This window comes from Flavobacterium maritimum, assembly GCF_040049085.1.
GTDB lineage: Bacteria > Bacteroidota > Bacteroidia > Flavobacteriales > Flavobacteriaceae > Flavobacterium > Flavobacterium maritimum.
Map to the genome: position 1 here is coordinate 345,017 of NZ_JBDLZY010000001.1, position 19,108 is coordinate 364,124.

Here is a 19,108-nt window from a genome sequence, read left to right on the forward strand (position 1 = left end):
AAAATTAAGTATTTATATGTGATGTTGTTTAATATGAATCTTCTTTTCGATGAAAGGTTTTTATCTGCCGATGAACTGCTTGTTTTAAAAGAAAAGAATGTTGTTTTTTATATTTAATAATAAAAAGACCTATTTATGTAAGTTTTTACTTTTAATTCGCTTATTTAAATATTGTTTTTCAGAATCGTTCAATTTTAAAATTGAAAGGTTTTAGAAGTTCAATTTATAGATGGAATTAATGTAGAATAGTTTCTTTTTACTAAACGGATATTGATTCGTAATTTATCTTGTTTAAAATTTTGAGTATGCTATGTAATTTGAAGAAGGATCAAAATTTTTAAAATGTTGTTTGAGTCTTCCTTTTTTATATATTTATTACAATTATAAATTTAGTATCATGAAAATCTCTAAAGCTTTATTATTGGTTGTGTCATTATTTGTCAGTTTTAGCTATGCTCAAAATAAGCTGATTGGGAAGGTTGTGAATAGTGAGAATAAACCAATAGCAAATGCGAAAATATATGTGGATACCATTTATTCTAATGTCGAAACTAATAGGAGCGGGGATTTTGAGATTTTGCTTCCGCAAAAGGTTAGTGCGATTAATGTTTATTCTCACGAATATGGTTTGTTGTCTGCTAAATTCAATAATGAAAGCATAATGAATTTTAAGTTTTTAGATCCTGAAAAATCAAAGGAAGAGCAAACTAAAAAAGAAGATAAGATTTCAATTGGATATTCTGAAGCGAATCAGGAATATCAAGTCAAAACGATGCGAAGTTTGGATGTTCAAAATGATAAAAACACAGGTATATATAGGGATATATATGATCTTATAAGGGGACGTTTAACAGGAGTTTCTGTCTCAAGGGATAATAAAATAACCATTCGAGGGGTGAGTTCTATTGGTAATATTTCAGAACCCTTATTTGTTGTAGACGGACTTATTGTTTCGAGTATTGATTATATTTCTCCTAATAATGTAAAAAGTATCAGTGTGTTAAAGGGTGCTGAAGCTTCTATTTATGGTTCACAAGGTTCTAGTGGTGTTATAATAATAAAAACAAAGTAGTACTTATGGTAAGCAGTTCAGAAATTGTAAAAAGTATTCCTATTTCTTTAATTTAATTGCTTTGTAAAAATGATTTCAAAACTATTTTAAAATAGTTTGCTATTGTGTTTTTTTAATTTCACGTTTTTAAATGATTAATGGCGCTGCAACCGAAAGATAAATACTATTATTTGGGATGTATTTTATACGGTAATTATAAGTTTTGTAAAAATATAAAAGCCCTAAACAATTAATGTTTAGGGCTTTGTTCTTGTAGCGAAGACGGGAGTTGAACCCGTGACCTCAGGGTTATGAATACTGTTTTATTGCTCTGTAATTCCTCCTTAGGTATCATTTTTAGGAGCTTTTTTGAATCTTGAATACTTCTGTATTTGTCATGTTTTCGAATTTTCCTCACTCTGTTTCCTCACTCTTTTTTGCCTATTTGAACTTTGAATATTTATTTTCGCTATTTATTGAAGTATTGTGGTCTAGTCAGACAATTTTTGAACCTTTTTGTAGATGTTTTGAAATAGTTGATGGAATGATGATTAAATTGATGATTATCGATTTCAAACCATTATGATCCGAACTCCTTATTTCTAATACGGATTCTGGGTTAAAATACCATTTCAATAAAAAAACCTTAAACAATTGATATTTAAGGTTTTTTATAATGAAGACAGGAATTGAACCAATAAATTAAAGGTTATGAATTTGATAATTTTTTAAAACAATCTAATTCAAGTCCTTGATATTACTTAATATTTACTTGTTTTTGTTTTTTAATGTTAGATCAAATACAAACCAAGCGAAGGAAACAATACCTATTGCAAAGAGAACATCTCCAAAGGTACGTAGCCATTTTAAAGTAATCATAGTAGGGTCTTGCATTAATTCAGCGGAACGAGCATACCACATTCCTTTTTCGATACTTTCGATGGCTTGCCAAATACCAATTGGAAGTAAACTCATTGTTGCCATTAAAAACAGACCAATATTAAGTGACCAGAAAGTGGTTTTGATTAACTTGTTGTTCCATAAGGTGTTTCTATACAAACTTCTTAGCACGAATAACATCAAACCTATTCCCAACATTCCATAAACGCCGAATAATGCAGTATGGCCGTGAAGAGGAGTAGTATTTAGCCCTTGAACATAATACAATGCTATGGGCGGATTAATGATAAACCCGAATATACCAGCTCCAAGGAAATTCCAAAAAGATACGGCAAGCATGAAATAAATCGGCCATTTATAATCATCAACCCAGGCTGTCGCTTTAGAAAGTTTATAATTATGATATGCTTCATATCCTATAAGGGTTAGCGGCACTACTTCCAATGCACTGAATGTAGCTCCCAAAGCCATAACGGCACTGGGTGTTCCTGAAAAATACAGATGGTGAAATGTACCTAAAATTCCTCCAGACAAAAAGACTATCGTGCTAAACAATACATTTAATGTTGCTGTTTTTGTTTTCAATAAGCCCAAACGAACAAAAAGGAAAGCAATTACAACTGTTGCAAATACTTCAAAGAATCCTTCAACCCATAAGTGAACTACCCACCATCTCCAATATTCGGCTATGGCAAGATTGGTTTGTCTTCCCCACATTAATCCGGCAGAATAGAAAAGTGCAATCGCGGAACATGAAATTAAAAAGAGAATGATTAGATTTTTTTCTTCCGTTTTTCTTTTTAAAATAGGAAGTAGAGGTCGAACCATTAAAGCCAACCACAAGAAAAGTCCAACCAGCAAAAAGATTTGCCAAAAACGACCTAAATCAACATATTCATAACCTTGATGTCCAAACCAAAAATTTTGAGCCAAGTTTAGTTTTTGCATCACTCCAAACCATTGACCGATCATGGATCCAACCACTATTATGAGTAAGGCAATGAACAAAAAGTTGATTCCAAAACATTGAAATTTTGGATCTTTACCCGAAACTGCCGGAGCAATATACAATCCTGTTGCAAGCCAGGCTGTGGCTATCCATAAAATGGCCAATTGGGTGTGCCAAGTCCTGGTTACGGCATAAGGCAGAAATTTGTCTATTGGAATTCCATACAAACCATTTCCTTCGACACCATAATGGGCAGTTACAATTCCCAACAGCACTTGTAAAATCATGAGCAAACTTACCACCCAGAAATATTTTTTCACCAAATACATCGATGGGGTCATCCCTTGTTTTAAAAGCGGATCTGATGTTGGTATCGGCAAACTTTCCCCTTCACCGGATTTTGCATGATAAAAAACCAATAATCCAATGCACAGTATCAAGGTTATAATACTGACACCTGACCAAGCCATTAAATCGGTGGTGGCTTTGTTTCCCACTAAGTCATCTGCAGGCCAGTTGTGCGTGTATGAAATATCAGAATTAGGTCGTTCTGTAACTGTTGCCCAAGTTGCCCAAAAGAAAAACGCATTCATTTTGTGCATTTTATTTGCGTCTTTGATGGCATTTTTTGGAATAGCATAGTCATTTCGCAATTTGTCAAATTCGGGAGAATTCATAAACAAACCTTCATAATGATGACTTAAATATTGAATGGCCAAAATCCTATTTTCAGAAATAGTTATTGTTTTTGTTTTTTCATCGTATCTATTGGTTCTTAAATCGGCTTGTAGACGTATTTTTAGAGCAGCTTGCTTTTCCTTGTCCAATGCGTCAAAATCTTTATTGAAATCTTTTTGCGCATAGCGATTCAATATAAAAACGGCTTCTCTATGGAGCCAGTCGGCAGTCCAATCTGGGGCAACATAAGCACCATGCCCCCAGATGGTTCCTACTTCTTGGCCTCCTATACTTTGCCAAACATTTTGACCGTCTTTAATTTCCTGACTGGTAAAAATGACTTCCTTGTTTTCTGAAATTATTTTTTCAGGAACGGGTGGTGATTGTTGGTAAATTTCATAGCCATAGTACCCTAAAACTCCAAAGGAAAAGACCGCTACCAATAACAATCCAATCCATAATTTTTTTTCTTGACTCATAATTTTTGATTAGTTTTTTTGTGACAATTCTTTTTCCAATTCAATAGCTTTTGGAAACAAAATATTATTCTCCAAATGAATGTGAAGGTGTAAATCTTGTTCAAATTCTTTGAGTAGTGCAATTGTTACTCTATAAGTATTGCAGGCATCTTCTGGCGGTGTATAATTATTGCTCAATGTTTCAATTTTTCTAAATCGATCTCCTTCCGTGGTGTGTTCGTCCATCATCATTTGGATAGGGTTTTGTACGGTACCAAATTGTGATGTCTTCCACTTGGAGTTTTCTTGTTTTGCTTGAACCATTTTGCGTACACTGGGAAACAAAATAAGTTCTTCTTTTTTCATATGTTTTGCCAACTCGCCGGCAGTAGCGTTGAAATGTTCGTTGATTTCAAACAACTCGGGGTGACGTTCTCCGTGAACTCTACAGATTTTATCTAGGTAGGGTTTTATTTCTAACGTTTTTTCTTCCACATAACGATGGTGTTTTTTCTCGATATAATCAGCCAATAAATCTATAGGCCAAGATTTATAATCGGTTGTATTCTCTGAATTGGATTGTATGAGTGCATTCAAATCTGAAACAACTAATTTGTCATCAATTTTTTTTACCTCACAAGCATCATTAATGGTTCTGTTACCTTGACAGCAAAAGTCAATACCGTATTTTTTAAATACTGATGCAGTTCGGTAGTCTTTTGCTACCAATTCGCCTATAATTTGGTTTTCTTGAATATTCATTTTTTTATAATTTAAAGTTTTGTAATAATATGTATGTTTTTATAACTATACTGGACAAAAATATCCACTATTATTTTAATTTTTTTTTTTATCGTTTTAAAAAAGTTAATTTTTTTTCATGATCCATAGCCAATGTTTTTACAGTAGTTGTTTCTAACATTTTTTTAAGTTCATCCCTAACTAATTTAAATTGATTATGTACAGGACAGGGCTTTTTTTCATCACATTTTTTTAATCCTAAACCACAGCCATTGTAAATTGAATCTCCATCAATTGCAAAAACTATTGCGCTCAGCTTTATCTTTTCCATTTTTTGTATATCCATTGAGAAGCCTCCTGTAGGGCCTTTGTCGGAGTTTATGATAAAACTTCGACAAAGGTGTTGCAATATTTTTGAAGTATAAGCAGTTGGCGATTCTATTGCTTCTGAAATTTCTTTCAAGCCCACTTTTCTTCCTGTCAAAGATTGTTCGGCAATGTAGATCGATGCCTTAATGCCATATTCACAAGCTTTTGAAAACATTTATTCTTTTTTTTACAGGACAAATGTAAGTATTTATTTTTAATAGTAGACTAATTTATCCACTATTAATTTGCATTATGATGAAAACCCGCAACCGGATTTCAATCTGACTACCGAATACAAAAATGTAAAAGACAGCAAAAAAGCCGACGGAGCTATTGTAATCAATCAATAGGTAACCGCTGTCATCGAACTCAAAGGAACCGATACAAGCGATTTAGGAAAAATAGAAACTCAGGCTTTTGGCTCATCAAGTGATGCAAGAAGAAACAGGACTACTAACTTCACATTCGACTACAAAAGTATTGGAATACTGTTTCATTGTTCTCTAATTCCTCCTTAGCTCTCATTTTTAGGGGCTATTTATGAATCTTGAATATTCCGATATTTGTCATGTTTTCGAATTTTCCTCACTCCGTTTCCTCACTCTTTTTTGTCTTCTCAAAATTTTGGTTACCCAAATAAAAAGTAGAGGAATAGTTAATCTACATTTTAGTATTTAGTTATATCCTCATTATTTAACATGACATTATTGACGTGTTAACTTTTTTCTATTTTTTTAACATGAGGTTTTCAACTTGTTAAGTTTTTTTGTTTTTTCGAACATGACTTTCAAACATGTTTGCAAATTCCATTGCCGTTGATAATAATTCTAGTTTGTACTGATATTGAATTTTAATGCATTTTGTAAGTAATAATCTAATTGCAATTGATTTGTTTTAGATAAATAAATGAATTTTTAAAAATGTATGGGTTACTAATTTGTACTAGTCAATTAAAACTGGAACAAAGTGTTCAGTTTGATCTTTTTTAAGTACATAATCATATATTCTTGTGAAAATAAACATATATAATCGATATTTTACCGATTATCTATTTGTGTAGAAACACAAAATTAAACAAAAGCAATTGGTGAGTGGCTAATTCTATTGCTGTCGATTCGTTGTATTTGTTTCAATTGATAGTATTTGATAAGAAAGCAAAAGATAGAGGGTGAACTTTATTTGAAGTTTTTGGAGTCGCTATGTTTTGTATCGCGTAAGTGAGGTTTCTCGTGACAATTCAACTATGAAACATAAATTTGGGATTAAGGGAATTTCAGTTATAAATAAACTTTTAATGCAGGATTTTTCAACTAAATTTGTTAATAACAATATCCTTTTTATCCTTATAAATTGCGTATTTTTAAAAATTCTATAATAAAAAGCGTTACCAAATGTCATTATTCCAAAAATCTGTTGTCCTAAAGCATCTGCAATCCCAAAACAAAACCGTTTTACAGGAAAAATGGCAACAGTTCCAGAATCATTTCCATAATGCAACCATTCAGGAAAATATCCGAAACAGCAAGGAAGAACAATACCAGGGAGAATTCCTGATAGATTTGTTTGTTGCTATTTTGGGCTATACCAAAAACCCGCAACCGGATTTCAATCTAACTACCGAATATAAAAACGTAAAAGACAGTAAAAAAGCTGACGGTGCCATTGTCATCAAGGAAAAGGTAACCGCTGTTATCGAACTCAAAGGAACTAATACAACAGATTTAGGGAAAATAGAAACTCAGGCTTTTGGCTATAAAAACAACCAGCCGGATTGTGTGTATGTCATTACGTCCAATTTTGAAAAATTGCGTTTTTACATAGACAATGCCATCGAACATTTGGAATTCAACCTGTTCAAGCTCATGCAGGAAGAATTCAATTTGCTGTATTTGTGCTTGGCTCATGAAAATATTTCCAATGACATAGCCCGTAAAATCAAAAACGAATCGGTAAGCCAGGAAGATGTCATAACCAAAAAGCTGTACAAAGACTATTCGGTTTTCAAAAGAGAATTGTACCAGAATATGGTCGCTTTGAATCCCGATTATGAACCGTTGGAATTGTTCAAAAAGTCACAGAAATTATTAGATCGTTTCCTATTTGTTTTCTTTGCCGAAGACAGAAACCTATTGCCGACCAACCTAATTTTCCGAATCAATAAAGAATGGAAACAATTGCGTGAAATGCGCATTGAAGTTTCTTTGTACGACCGTTACAAAATCTATTTCAACGATTTGAATTCAGGTGCAAAAGTATCGTTGCCGGCTTTTAGCGAAACCGTTGCGATGGTAAAAGAAGAACACCAGATTTTTGCCTACAACGGTGGTTTGTTCAAACCCGATGATCTGCTTGACAGCATTCGCATTGACGATGTTGTATTGTTTGCCCATACCGAAAAACTTAGCCATTACGACTTTGCCAGCGAAGTCGATGTAAACATTTTGGGACATATTTTTGAAAATTCCTTGAATGAACTCGACGAAATCAAGTCACAGTTGGAGGGACAGGAAATTGACAAAACCAAAACCAGGCGCAAGAAAGACGGGGTTTTCTATACACCCAAATACATAACCAAATACATAGTCGAAAATACCGTTGGAAAGCTATGTGATGAAAAGAAAACAGAATTGCAGTTGGTGGAGGAAGACTATACCACCGACAAAAAACGCCAAAAGAAAACCCTGCAGGGATTGGTGGCCAAGTTGGAAGAATACCGTAAGTGGCTTTTGCAACTTACTATTTGCGATCCCGCCTGTGGCTCTGGAGCGTTCCTGAACCAAGCTTTGGATTTCCTGATTGAGGAACACCGCTATGTAGATGAACTGCAGGCCAAACTCTTTGGCGATGCTTTGGTGTTGAGCGACATTGAGAACAGCATTTTGGAAAACAACCTTTTTGGGGTTGACCTCAACGATGAAAGTGTCGAAATTGCCAAACTCTCCCTTTGGTTACGCACCGCACAGCCCAACCGAAAGCTGAACGACCTGAACAGCAACATCAAATGCGGGAACTCGTTGATTGACGATCCCGAAGTGGCAGGAAACAAAGCATTCAATTGGCTGGAAGCTTTTCCGCAGGTTTTTGCAAAAGGTGGTTTTGATGTGATTATTGGGAATCCTCCTTATGGCGCAAGCTTTAATAACTCTGATAAAATCTTCATCAAAGAGAATTATTTTTCTTATCAATATAAATATGAAAGCTATTTATATTTTTATGAAAAAGGAATTGACATTTTAAAGGACAAAGGTTATTTATCATATATCACACCAGAATTATTTTTAAGACTTGAAAAGTCTGAAAACATCAGGAAATTATTGCTTGAAAAATCCAATGTTTTGGAGGTTAAATTCTGTGGTGAAAATGTTTTTGCAGATATAAAAGTTAATTCTGTTGTATTGACTTTAAACAAACAAGAAATCAATTATGAATACATTAAAATTGTATATGAAAATGATAATTCTGTTTCTTTTTTAAAGAAACGATGGTTAGAATCGCAGAATTATATTTTAGAATATGAAATTTCAGATGATATTAATATTGTTATTGATAATATTATTTCTGATACCGTTTTTTTAGGGGAATTAGGAGATTGTATACAAGGGTTGACTGCTTATGATAGTTATAGGGGGCAATCTCAAGAAATAATAAAAAACAGAGCATTTCATTTTAAAGAAAGAGTAGATGATTCATGTGGTAAATGGCTTGACGGAAAACATTTAAATAGATATTTTTTAACAGATGGTGATGAATGGTTGAAATATGGAGATTGGTTAGCTGCACCAAGAGAACCTAAGTATTTTGAATTACCAAGGCTATTATTTAGAGAAATACCAGGTCAAAATAAAAGAATTCAAGCCGTTTATACAGATGAAAAATCCTATTATGGACATAGTATTACACCTTTCTTGCTAAAGAATTCTGAATATAATATTTTCTTTGTTTTGTCGGTAGTTAATTCAAAATTAATTAGTTGGTATGCTTCTCAAAAATGTTCAAATTTTTCAAAAAAAACGTTCCCAAAATTGAATCCTAAAGACATTAAAGAATTCCCGATAAAAAACACGTCGATTAAACATCAAATACCATTTATTGACAAAGCCAATTTGATGTTGTCGTTAAACAAAGAAATCCAAGATGTTTCCCAAAAATTCCAACGAACGCTTCAACGTAAATTTGAAATAATAGATTTGCCCAAAAAACTTCAAGATTGGTATTTGCTGGCTTATCCTGAATTCATAAAAGAACTGGCTAAAAAGAATGTAAAACTATCTCTATCTCAAGAATCAGAATGGGAGGATTATTTTATCCAAGAACAACAAAAAGCAATTGGGCTGAAAACTCAAATCGATAAAACGGATAAGGAGATTGATAAAATGGTTTATGAGTTGTATGGGTTGAGTGAGGAGGAGATTAAGATTGTAGAGAATAACTAGAAAAGATATTGTGTTATGAGACCACCAAAATTAACCGAAAAACAAAAAGAAAGATTAAAAATATTAGAGCCTAAATTTTTATATTCTATAAGAAATAAGGATTTTGAAACTGCAAAAAGTCTTGCTATTGATTTACAAATGGTACTTAGATCTTCGGGTCATTTTACAAAGTTGATAACACTAAAAAATAGATTATATGAATTAGCTATTGAACTAAATGAACTTGATTTTGCAATTATGGGCATTAATTCCGGTTTGCAACATGTGTCTGAAAACACAAGGGTTTATCTAGAGTCATCTGCTCTTTTAGCAATTTGTTATTTAAGAAAAGAAGATATAGAAAATGCAAAGCCTTTAATAAAAGAAGTTCTTACCAATGATTCAGTCATAAAAACGGAACGAACAAGGAAAGTTTTTAGAGCAGAAATGATTGAACGGTTTAATGAAGAAACTGCTTTATATTCTTTAAAAAGTAAAGCAATGGAACATTTTACAGATGAAGAATTGGAAAATGAAGTTGCAAGAATAATTTCGACCTTAAATGACAATGAAATTTTTAGCTTTTTAGGAAAATCAGTGCCCCAGCACACTAAGTTTTTATTATTTCAAGTTCATGAATTTTCAACTAAACAGTTGCCTTCAGCTGAAAGATTATGTTTGCCTAGTCCTGAAGAAAAATTAAAAGATAATGAAGTTGGTAAAACCGTTTTTCAATCAGTAAAGAGAGTAATCTATAATTCTCTTTGCGATAGTAACAGTGAGATTTATAAAACGTGGTTTGAAAACGGAATGAAAATGGTTTTAAGTAAAGGATACATTAAAACTGCTGTAATAACTTGTTTGGCGAGTTTAGGGATTGGTTTAAAATTGCTTTCAGCTTCAATTATTTCACTAATAATAAAGTTTGGTTTAGAAATTTACTGCGAACATTATAAGCCAGCTGATTTAATGGATTTGAGAGGTAGATAAAGATTGAAAGTTGAGTAAAGAATAACTTAGGATTATGAAGATTTAAAACTGTGAAAACATGAAGCTAGATAAAATTAAACTTAAAAATTTTAGATGTTACAATACTGAAACAGAGCTTGTAATAGATGACTTGGTCTGCATAATTGGTAAAAATGATATTGGTAAATCAACCATGTTAGAGGCATTGGATGCTTTTTTTAACGATAGTATTGACACAGGTGATTTATCAAGTAATGGAGATAGCAATACAATTGAGATTATATGTTATTTTTCCGGTATTCCTGAAAAAATTATTTTAGATTCAACTGTTGAAACATCTCCAATAGAAGAAGGTATTTTGAATAGCGATAACCAGTTAGAAATTATTCGGCGATACAATATTGGTGCTACAGTTTCAAAATCAATATTTCTTAATTGTCATTATCCTGAAAACCCAGAATTAGCAGATTTATTAAGTTTAAAAAATGACAGTTTAAAGTTAAAAGCTGAAACCTTTGGGATAGATTTAGCAGGAGTTCCTAAGAAGCAAAATCCACCATTACGAAATGCTATTAGAAATTATTTTGGCGGAGACAGAATAATGAAAGAAATTAAAGTGGACGGTAATCTTTCAACAGAGAGCAATCTTAAAACGGTTTGGTCTAAGTTAAAATCAATGTTGCCAATATATACGCTTTTCAAAGTTGATAAGCCACTTGATGATAAGGATAAAGATATTCAGGATCCGATGAAAAGTGCTGTTGAAGAAACTTTGGCTATTCCGGAAATACAAGAATTATTAGAACAAATTGAAACGAAAGTTAGAGAAAAATCTTCCGAGGTTGCTGATAAAATAATTGAGAAACTCAAAGATATTGATGAATCATTAGCTGAAAAATTAAAGTCTGATTTTAAAAAAACTCCAACTTGGAAAAACGTATTCGATTTAACACTACTTAATGAAAATGATATTCCATTAAATAAAAGAGGTAGTGGTGTTAGACGTTTGGTGTTACTTAGTTTTTTCCAGGCACAAGCAGAAAAAAGAAAAGCTGACCAAAATGCTCCTTCAATTATTTATGCTATAGAAGAACCGGAAACATCGCAACACCCTAATCATCAATTATTATTAATAAATTCATTAATAGAATTAAGCCAACAAAATAACACTCAGGTTTTATTCACATCTCACAGTGCCAATTTGGTAAGAGAAATACCTGTTGAGGCATTGCGATTTATATCTTTTAATGATGCAGGACTCACAATTGATTATGGGTTTGATTATGATACAGGAGAAAAAAATGAAGTAACCATCAAAAAAGTTATTAAAACATTAGGGATTTTGCCAAATCCAGCTGATAAGGTCAAAATATTGGTTTATGTCGAAGGGAATCATGATGTGAATGGTTTAAAGCGATATAGTACAATTTTGGTTAATGATGATCAAAGTTTAATTGATTTAAATTCTGAAGAAATTGCTTGGGTAATAACAGGGGGGTCATCTTTAAAACATTATTTAGAAAATAAATATTTAGAAGGTTTGGGTAAACCAGAATTTCATTTATATGATAGTGATGTTGTCAGTTATATTAATGATGTAGCAACTATAAATGCGGAAGGGAATCCTTTGAAAAAAGCATTTAATACGTCCAAAAGTGAATTGGAAAGTTATTTGCATCACGATGCAATAAATGAAGCTTACATTTCACAAGGTAACATATCTAATTTAGTAATGATAGATGATGCTGATGATGTGCCTTTTAAAGTAGCAGAGAATTTATATGCTAATACAGGGGGTGATTGGATTATTTTGTCTGAAGAAAAGAAAAAAGAAAAAGCTAACAGCAAAAAAGGGTTTCTTAACAAAATGGCTGTCGAGCTGATGACAATTGAAAGATTAAAGGAAAGAGATGGTTATAATGAAATGCGCATTTGGTTAACAGAAATTAAGAGACTTATTGAATCAAATTAAAATGATTACTGATAAATCAAATCCAAAAGAGCAAAACGAATACGCCAAAAACGTAAAAGGAGAACCTATATACATCCTTGAAGCCGGAAGCGGTCGCAAAGGTTATTGGTGTATGGGTTGTGATGCAGAAATGGAAGCGGTTATACAGAAAAAAAATACTTACTACAAATCTTATTTCCGGCATATAGCAAAAGATGTAAAAAAGGGAGAAATCCCATGTACATTCAGTAATCAGGATTATAGGCACAACTTAGCAATTGACATTCTTCAAAGAACTAAACGAATAAAAGTACCAAACTTGTATAAATATGCACCAGACGGTAAAAGTGCAAAACTAATTCAAGAAGCTACTTTTGTTGAGGCACATTCTGTAAAAAAAGAGCTTTCGTTTTACGAAGATGATGATGGTGAAGTAAAATTTGGAAAGAACCCTGAAATTGACAATAAGAATTTGTTGATTAGACCGGATGTAACTTTCTTCGATATTCATGGAAAACCAATTCTCCTAATTGAAATTGTTGTCTCACATAAGTTGGATGATGACAAAAAAGCAAAAATAAAACGACTCGGAATAGACACCATTCAAATCATAATTCCAAAAGATTCTCCTGAGAATATTGCAAAGAACTTTCTCGTAACAAAAAACACTAAATGGGTATTTAATCATGTCGAACAAAACACCAACTACTTTCAACTTCCCGCTGGAGATGCAGAAGGAATTTCACAAATTGATGAATTCCAAATGGGATTTTTCGGAGAATCTATCGTCTGCCGAAAGAACCAAATTAGCAATCTTATACGATCAATTACAAGATGTTTGGAATCGCAATCATATAAGCGAACTGAATTCCAACTTGGACAGGAAATATCAAGAATTGAGACAAATACAGAAAGAACAAAACTGCAATTGGAAAAGTTACGAAGCCAATTTAGAGAAGCAGTTGAAAACAGACATCGAGGAACGTTGGAATCTCTTGAACGAGCAGAGAGAGACTTTCAACAATTCATTACAGAAACAGAAAGCAACTTATACAATGAATATTACCTCCAATACTCAGCAATTGAAGAACGATACAGCAACTTGGAAAGCCGATATATTGCAAAAAGAGAAACAATTGAAAGCGAAACAGCAATTATTAGACAACAACTCGAACGCCGATACAATCTTGGAAAATCTGAGGCAGACATTAGAGGACAATTTGAGCCTGAAAAGAGAAGAATTGAGAATGAAATCGCACGTATTAAGCGAGAGCAGGGATACATTGAGGACGATACGGAACAAGAATCAGAATTTGAGAGAAATTTTGAAGGAGAAAAAACTCGAATTGAAGAAGAAGGAAGACTCCTTGAACAAGAGTTTGGAAAACTTGAGAATCAAGAACGAGAACGCTTTGAAACCCATAAAAGACAGTTTCAATCAGATACAACTGATGAAAGAAAACTCAGAAGTGCAATGGAAGATGAATTTAGAAGCGGATATCAATGGTTATACGAACAAATTGCTCAAAGAATTAACAAAAGAGATTACACTGGAAATGACCAATTGTCCCAAAGAATTGAAGCAATACTTGAATTACGGGGATTATGTGACGGTTATTCAGCTCAACAACGAACTCTCGAAAGATACCGAAAAGGAAGAGCAATTATTAAAAACGGAACTTACAAAGAATGGGATAAATAAGGACTGGTTTATGAACAATTTGCAATAACGACGGCCCGGCTCTTTTTAGGATAAATGATGCTAATCTGCTTCTAAATAGCGCCAATAGTGATATAATCACATATTGGTTCATTCCTAAAAATGATTTTTAAAATAATTTATAATTTTAATTAAGAACATTAAAATTATATAGATAATCAATACAGTAAGTTTATAATTGATTAACATGGAAAAAGAAAGAATTTTTGAATTAATCAGAAAAGAAGAAATCTTATTATTTGCAGGAGCAGGTTTGTCAAGGTATGCTGGATATCCTTCAGGCAAAGAATTAGTAGAACGAATACATGCCGGACTGACCCCAAGCGAGCAGGAAGAAATCGAGTTAACTTTTGATTTGCTTCAAGTTACAGAAGATATCTACAATATTAAAAACGGAAATAAAAACTACTTGATTAATATTTTGAAAAATGAGTTTCAAAAAGAACCTGATTCAACTGAAACTCATCAACTTTTGGCGAAAATTCCACAAATCAAAACGATTATAACTACTAATTACGACGATCTTTTTGAAAGAACAAACAAAAATCTGGAAGTGATTCGTAGAAGCTGTGATTATTCAATTGCTAATACCAAAAAACAAGAATTATTTAAAATACATGGTGACCTTACTGATACTAAAAATATTATTTTAACAAAGTCGGATTACAATAATTTTTTCATTGAAAACAAAGATGAAACAATTTTTTGGACGGCAGTAAAAGATAGGTTAGCTTCAAAACATATTTTATTCATCGGGTATGCTTTAGAAGATCAAAACATAAGATTTATGTTTGAGAGAATATTGAGTGAATTAGGTGAAATGAGAAAAGAATTATTTTTTGTAGCTCCGTCAATTAATCTTCTCACAAAAAATTTTTTAGATCGTAATGGCATTAATTATATAGAAAGCACCGGAGAAGACTTAATTAAAGGAATAGATGAAGATTTAAGATTAAATTATATCCCTGGGCTAACTAAAGGGGATGGTTCTGCAGATACAGCATTTAATTTTGGGTTATTAAATCATATTGACCTTCAAATTAGCAAACACAAAGATGCTTTACAAATTGGCAAATTTTCTTCATTACAAGGTTTAGGAAAATCTGAATTAAGATTTAATCTCGAATTACCAGACGACAAAAAGGATAAAATATTAGATGCACTCAATGGTAAAAATTTTGATGATGTCATATTGGATGGGGAAATCATAAAAGACTTTAGTCATTTTTTTAACGACATTCGGATTTCGAATAGAGACAATATTAAAAAATTTTTGATTAAAAAAGTTCCAAATATTCATGGTAATTTTGAATTTGTTTTTGAAGATGGGTTTGAAATGGACAATTATAAAATGGAGATTTTTATAATTAATCCTGAAGAAAACAAATCTCATATAAAAATTGTGTTTATTGATTTTACGGTAATTATTGAAATTATTTTTAATGACGACAATACGCAATATAAAATTAATATTCATTCAAACAAACTGATTTCTTTTGTAAAAAGTGGTTTAAACTTTTACAATATAATTTCAAGAATAGTTAATAATCAAACATTTAAACTCTTTAAAGAGGAAAAACTGTTTTATGCTTATGATAATCGAATTAAATTTGAAGAAGATCCTTTTGACGCCAAAATTCTTTTAGATTACTTTCAGAAATTAAAAAAAATTGAGAAACATTTTAACGTGAAATTTTCAAATATAGACTTCAATCAGATAGATGAAAAAAATGTTGAAAAAGTAATAGCTTATATCGAAAATAGAGCTCTTAAAGTTAAATTTAACGGATTAACTTTCATAAATAAAAATAGAGATGAGATAAATTATTTATTAGAAATATGTAAAGACAGAGGAGTTTTCCTAGCGTCAGAAAACATTAAATCGACCTATTCTTTACATGGTTTGGATTTTGAAACAGGTTATTTAAACCAAATTATTGTAGATGCTTATATAGTTAATAGAGAAGATCTAATAAAAAACAATACAAATAAAGTTGAATTAAAAAGTAGATCTGAATCTATGAAAATTCAATTTAGTGAAGACAAAGACATGCTTTTAAATCAAAATGATTCAGAGCAATAAAGTAATAAATGTTTTCGTATAACATGCATAAATGTTTAATTAGATTGGTAAAATTAATAGTTGATTAATATAACAAATGGAAAATTTAAAAGACTTAGTAGAAAGATTAAACTTATCAGATGAATGTACTGATTTGGAAGCAAAACGCGCTTCCGAAATAGGTAAATCGTTGCTAGAAACCGTTTGTGCCTTTAGCAACGAACCGGGTCTTGGTGGTGGGTATTTACTTCTAGGGGTGGAAAGAGAAGATGAGGTTACGAGTTTGTTTCCTGGTTATATCGTTTCTGGAATTCCCCAGGAAAAATTGGATAAGATACAGGCTGATTTAGCCAATCAATGTGGTGAAAATTTTAATATTCCTATCAGACCTCAGATTACTGTTGAAAAAACGGCTGATGATAAATATGCTATCGTAGTTTTTGTTCCTGAACTAAGTGCTGAACAAAAACCGCTATTTCTTAAACACAAAGGTTTACCCCAAGGGGCCTACCGTCGTATTGGTTCTGCCGACCACAAATGCACCGAAGATGATTTGGTGATTTTTTATCAAGGAAATGAAACCTTGGACAAATCCATTATCAAAGATGCCGATTCGGATGATGTGTCGGAAGAAGCGATTTCCCTTTACAGGCGTTTCAGAAGGAATGTCAATCCTTCTGCAGAGGAGCTTACCTACGATGATACCGATTTGTTGAAAGCGCTTAACGCTATACGAAAAAACAATGGAGACTATCAGGTTACCTATACCGGATTATTATGCTTTGGTACCAGAATGGCACTTCGTAGATTATTGCCTATGGTAAGAGTTGATTACATTCGTGTAAGCACCAACAAATGGATTGAAGACGCAGACAAGCGTTTCGATGCAACGCTCGACATGCGAGGTTCCCTTTTGGAATTAGTGCAACGTATTATTTCAACAATTTCAGATGACTTGCCTAAAGGTTTTGTGCTAAACGACAATAACATTCAGGCCAAAAATATAGGGTTGCCAATGCGTGTTTTACGTGAAGCTGTGGTGAATGCTCTAATCCATCGTTCATACAGAGAAAACAGCCCCATACAGATTATTCGATATCCAAACAGAATTGAGATTATAAATCCGGGATTTTCATTAAAAACCGAAGACCAATTGGGCGAACCGGGTTCTGTAAACAGAAACCCTTTTATATCAGCAATTTTCCACGAAACCAACTTAGCTGAAACCAAAGGAAGTGGTATTCGTACTATGAGAAGCTTGATGGAAAAAGTCGATATGATGCCTCCTACTTTTGAAAGCAGTAGAGAAAACAACACTTTTACGGTAAGACTCTTATTGCACCACTTGCTAAATGAAGAAGACATCCATTGGCTAAATAGCTTCAGTAATTTCGATTTGAATGATAATCAAAAACGAATTTTGATTTTCGTTCGTGAAGTAAATGCAATCGATAATTCAACTGCCCGACAAATCAATGGTTCCGATATTCTTACGGCAAATGCCGATTTAAGAAAATTAAGGGAATTGGATTTGTTGAATCAAAAAGGCAAAAGTAAATTCACGTATTACACCAGTTCGGAACTTCTGAAATCCTATATTTCCAATGAAGAAGAAATCCTTAGTGCACTACCTCCTGACCTTAGTGCACCACCTCTTGACCTTAGTGCACTACCTGTCGGGGATGATATTCCTAATGAGCTAAAACAGCTGATAGAGTCATTAGGCAAAAGAACTAATGACAAGGAAAGAATAGCAAATATTATTTTGCAATTATGTTCGCATAAACCTATGAAAGGTAGGGTGATTGCACAGGTATTGGGAAAAACGGAAAAGTATATTTTTAGAGAATTTTTAAAGCCTTTGCTGGATGAAAAAAAAATAAATTATACCATTCCAGATATGATTAATCATCCCAATCAGGCTTATATAACAATTGTAAAAACGGACGAAAAAGCAGAATAAAATAGCTTAGTGCACTAGTTAATTTTTTTTATTGCACTACATCTTCTTTATCGTAATTGGATAATAATTTAAATATAAAGCATGAATATTGATTTTGGAATGAAAACTGTTCGAGTTAAAATCAGACAGAGTTCTAAAAAGATTATGGACGATGTTGTTGCAAGGCATCTCCCTAATGTAAGTTCAAATAACAAATCAAAAGTTGAAATATGTGTATTTTGCGGTACTCAAGAAAATTTAACCAAAGAGCACGTACTGCCTAGATGGACGTTTGGAAAATCTACGGAGGATTTTTTTATAACTGATACAAATATAAGCGAACAGTCTTATAACAAAACTACAATACCAGCATGCGCAGAGTGCAATAATAGTAGACTAGCTAGTATCGAAAATTATATTATTTCAATTTTTAAGAATACTAATTTAAAAGAAAACTTTTTCGATAAAAATGAAATTCAAAACATAATACGCTGGCTTGAAATTATTGAATATAAATTTCAAATTCTTGAAATACGCAGAAAATTTATAAAGACAAAAGCTGTACCAACTATTTCTTTCTTTAGAGATATTCCAATTTCAGTAATGAGAAAAAACATAGAATATTCACCGCGTAAAGCTATTGCTGAAATTAGATATTCTCAAAAGAGAATCGCTATTAAGGACAAATCTTTAAATGAAAACTCTCTAGTCATTTTCAATACCAAAAATGAAAGTTTCTATTTTTTTCATCATCTGAATGATTTTATTTATCTTGAGTTACCAGAATTTAAAATTGCATTGTTTTACTTTTATAATAGGACTTTTAATAATTCAAAAGAAGGATACGAAGAAGCAATGAAAATTATAGAATCTGTTTACAACACTTAAAAATTTCTAGTAATGTTT

Annotated in this window: 11 protein-coding genes; 8 read left to right on the plus strand and 3 right to left on the minus strand. The window is 32.3% G+C overall.

Going from position 1 to position 19,108, the window contains the following annotated elements; genetic code table 11:
* Positions 1 to 397: 397 nt before the first annotated feature.
* Positions 398 to 1,072: a TonB-dependent receptor plug domain-containing protein gene (locus tag ABEB23_RS01500; protein WP_348810606.1), complete on the plus strand. Its 675-nt coding sequence runs from the start codon at positions 398 to 400 to the stop codon at positions 1,070 to 1,072.
* Positions 1,073 to 1,819: 747 nt separating this feature from the next.
* Here ABEB23_RS01500 and ABEB23_RS01505 read toward each other — a convergent pair.
* From ABEB23_RS01505 to ABEB23_RS01515, 3 genes are all read right to left on the minus strand, one after another.
* The gene (locus ABEB23_RS01505; RefSeq protein ID WP_348810607.1) at positions 1,820 to 4,057 is read right to left on the minus strand and encodes a nitric-oxide reductase large subunit; all 2,238 of its coding nucleotides are present in this window, start codon (positions 4,055 to 4,057) and stop codon (positions 1,820 to 1,822) included.
* A gap of 9 nt (positions 4,058 to 4,066) precedes the next feature.
* Positions 4,067 to 4,798: an iron-sulfur cluster repair di-iron protein gene (ric, locus tag ABEB23_RS01510; protein ID WP_348810608.1), complete on the minus strand. Its 732-nt coding sequence runs from the start codon at positions 4,796 to 4,798 to the stop codon at positions 4,067 to 4,069.
* Positions 4,799 to 4,886: 88 nt separating this feature from the next.
* Entirely contained in the window at positions 4,887 to 5,321 is a 435-nt protein-coding gene (locus tag ABEB23_RS01515; protein WP_348810609.1) for an RrF2 family transcriptional regulator, read from the minus strand.
* A 1,216-nt stretch (positions 5,322 to 6,537) separates the two neighbouring features.
* Between ABEB23_RS01515 and ABEB23_RS01520 the strand changes: the two genes are divergently transcribed.
* The 7 genes from ABEB23_RS01520 to ABEB23_RS01550 all read left to right on the plus strand — a co-directional run bounded on the left by ABEB23_RS01520 (position 6,538) and on the right by ABEB23_RS01550 (position 19,090).
* The gene (locus ABEB23_RS01520; RefSeq protein ID WP_348810610.1) at positions 6,538 to 9,579 is read left to right on the plus strand and encodes an Eco57I restriction-modification methylase domain-containing protein; all 3,042 of its coding nucleotides are present in this window, start codon (positions 6,538 to 6,540) and stop codon (positions 9,577 to 9,579) included.
* Positions 9,580 to 9,594: 15 nt separating this feature from the next.
* Positions 9,595 to 10,548 carry a hypothetical protein gene (locus tag ABEB23_RS01525; protein WP_348810611.1) on the plus strand — a complete coding sequence of 318 codons (954 nt, stop codon included), beginning with the start codon at positions 9,595 to 9,597 and terminating at the stop codon, positions 10,546 to 10,548.
* A 58-nt stretch (positions 10,549 to 10,606) separates the two neighbouring features.
* Positions 10,607 to 12,499 (plus strand): ATP-binding protein, encoded by a 1,893-nt coding sequence (locus ABEB23_RS01530; RefSeq protein WP_348810612.1) that lies wholly within the window; start codon positions 10,607 to 10,609, stop codon positions 12,497 to 12,499.
* A gap of 1 nt (position 12,500) precedes the next feature.
* On the plus strand, positions 12,501 to 14,180 hold the full coding sequence (locus ABEB23_RS01535) for a coiled-coil domain-containing protein (RefSeq protein WP_348810613.1): 1,680 nt from the start codon (positions 12,501 to 12,503) through the stop codon (positions 14,178 to 14,180).
* A gap of 205 nt (positions 14,181 to 14,385) precedes the next feature.
* On the plus strand, positions 14,386 to 16,281 hold the full coding sequence (locus ABEB23_RS01540; RefSeq protein ID WP_348810614.1) for an SIR2 family protein: 1,896 nt from the start codon (positions 14,386 to 14,388) through the stop codon (positions 16,279 to 16,281).
* Positions 16,282 to 16,357: 76 nt separating this feature from the next.
* Positions 16,358 to 18,223, plus strand: a complete 1,866-nt coding sequence (locus tag ABEB23_RS01545; protein ID WP_348810615.1) for a DUF8451 domain-containing protein — start codon at positions 16,358 to 16,360, stop codon at positions 18,221 to 18,223.
* 81 nt (positions 18,224 to 18,304) lie between these two features.
* Positions 18,305 to 19,090 carry a hypothetical protein gene (locus ABEB23_RS01550; RefSeq protein WP_348810616.1) on the plus strand — a complete coding sequence of 262 codons (786 nt, stop codon included), beginning with the start codon at positions 18,305 to 18,307 and terminating at the stop codon, positions 19,088 to 19,090.
* Positions 19,091 to 19,108 lie beyond the last annotated feature (18 nt).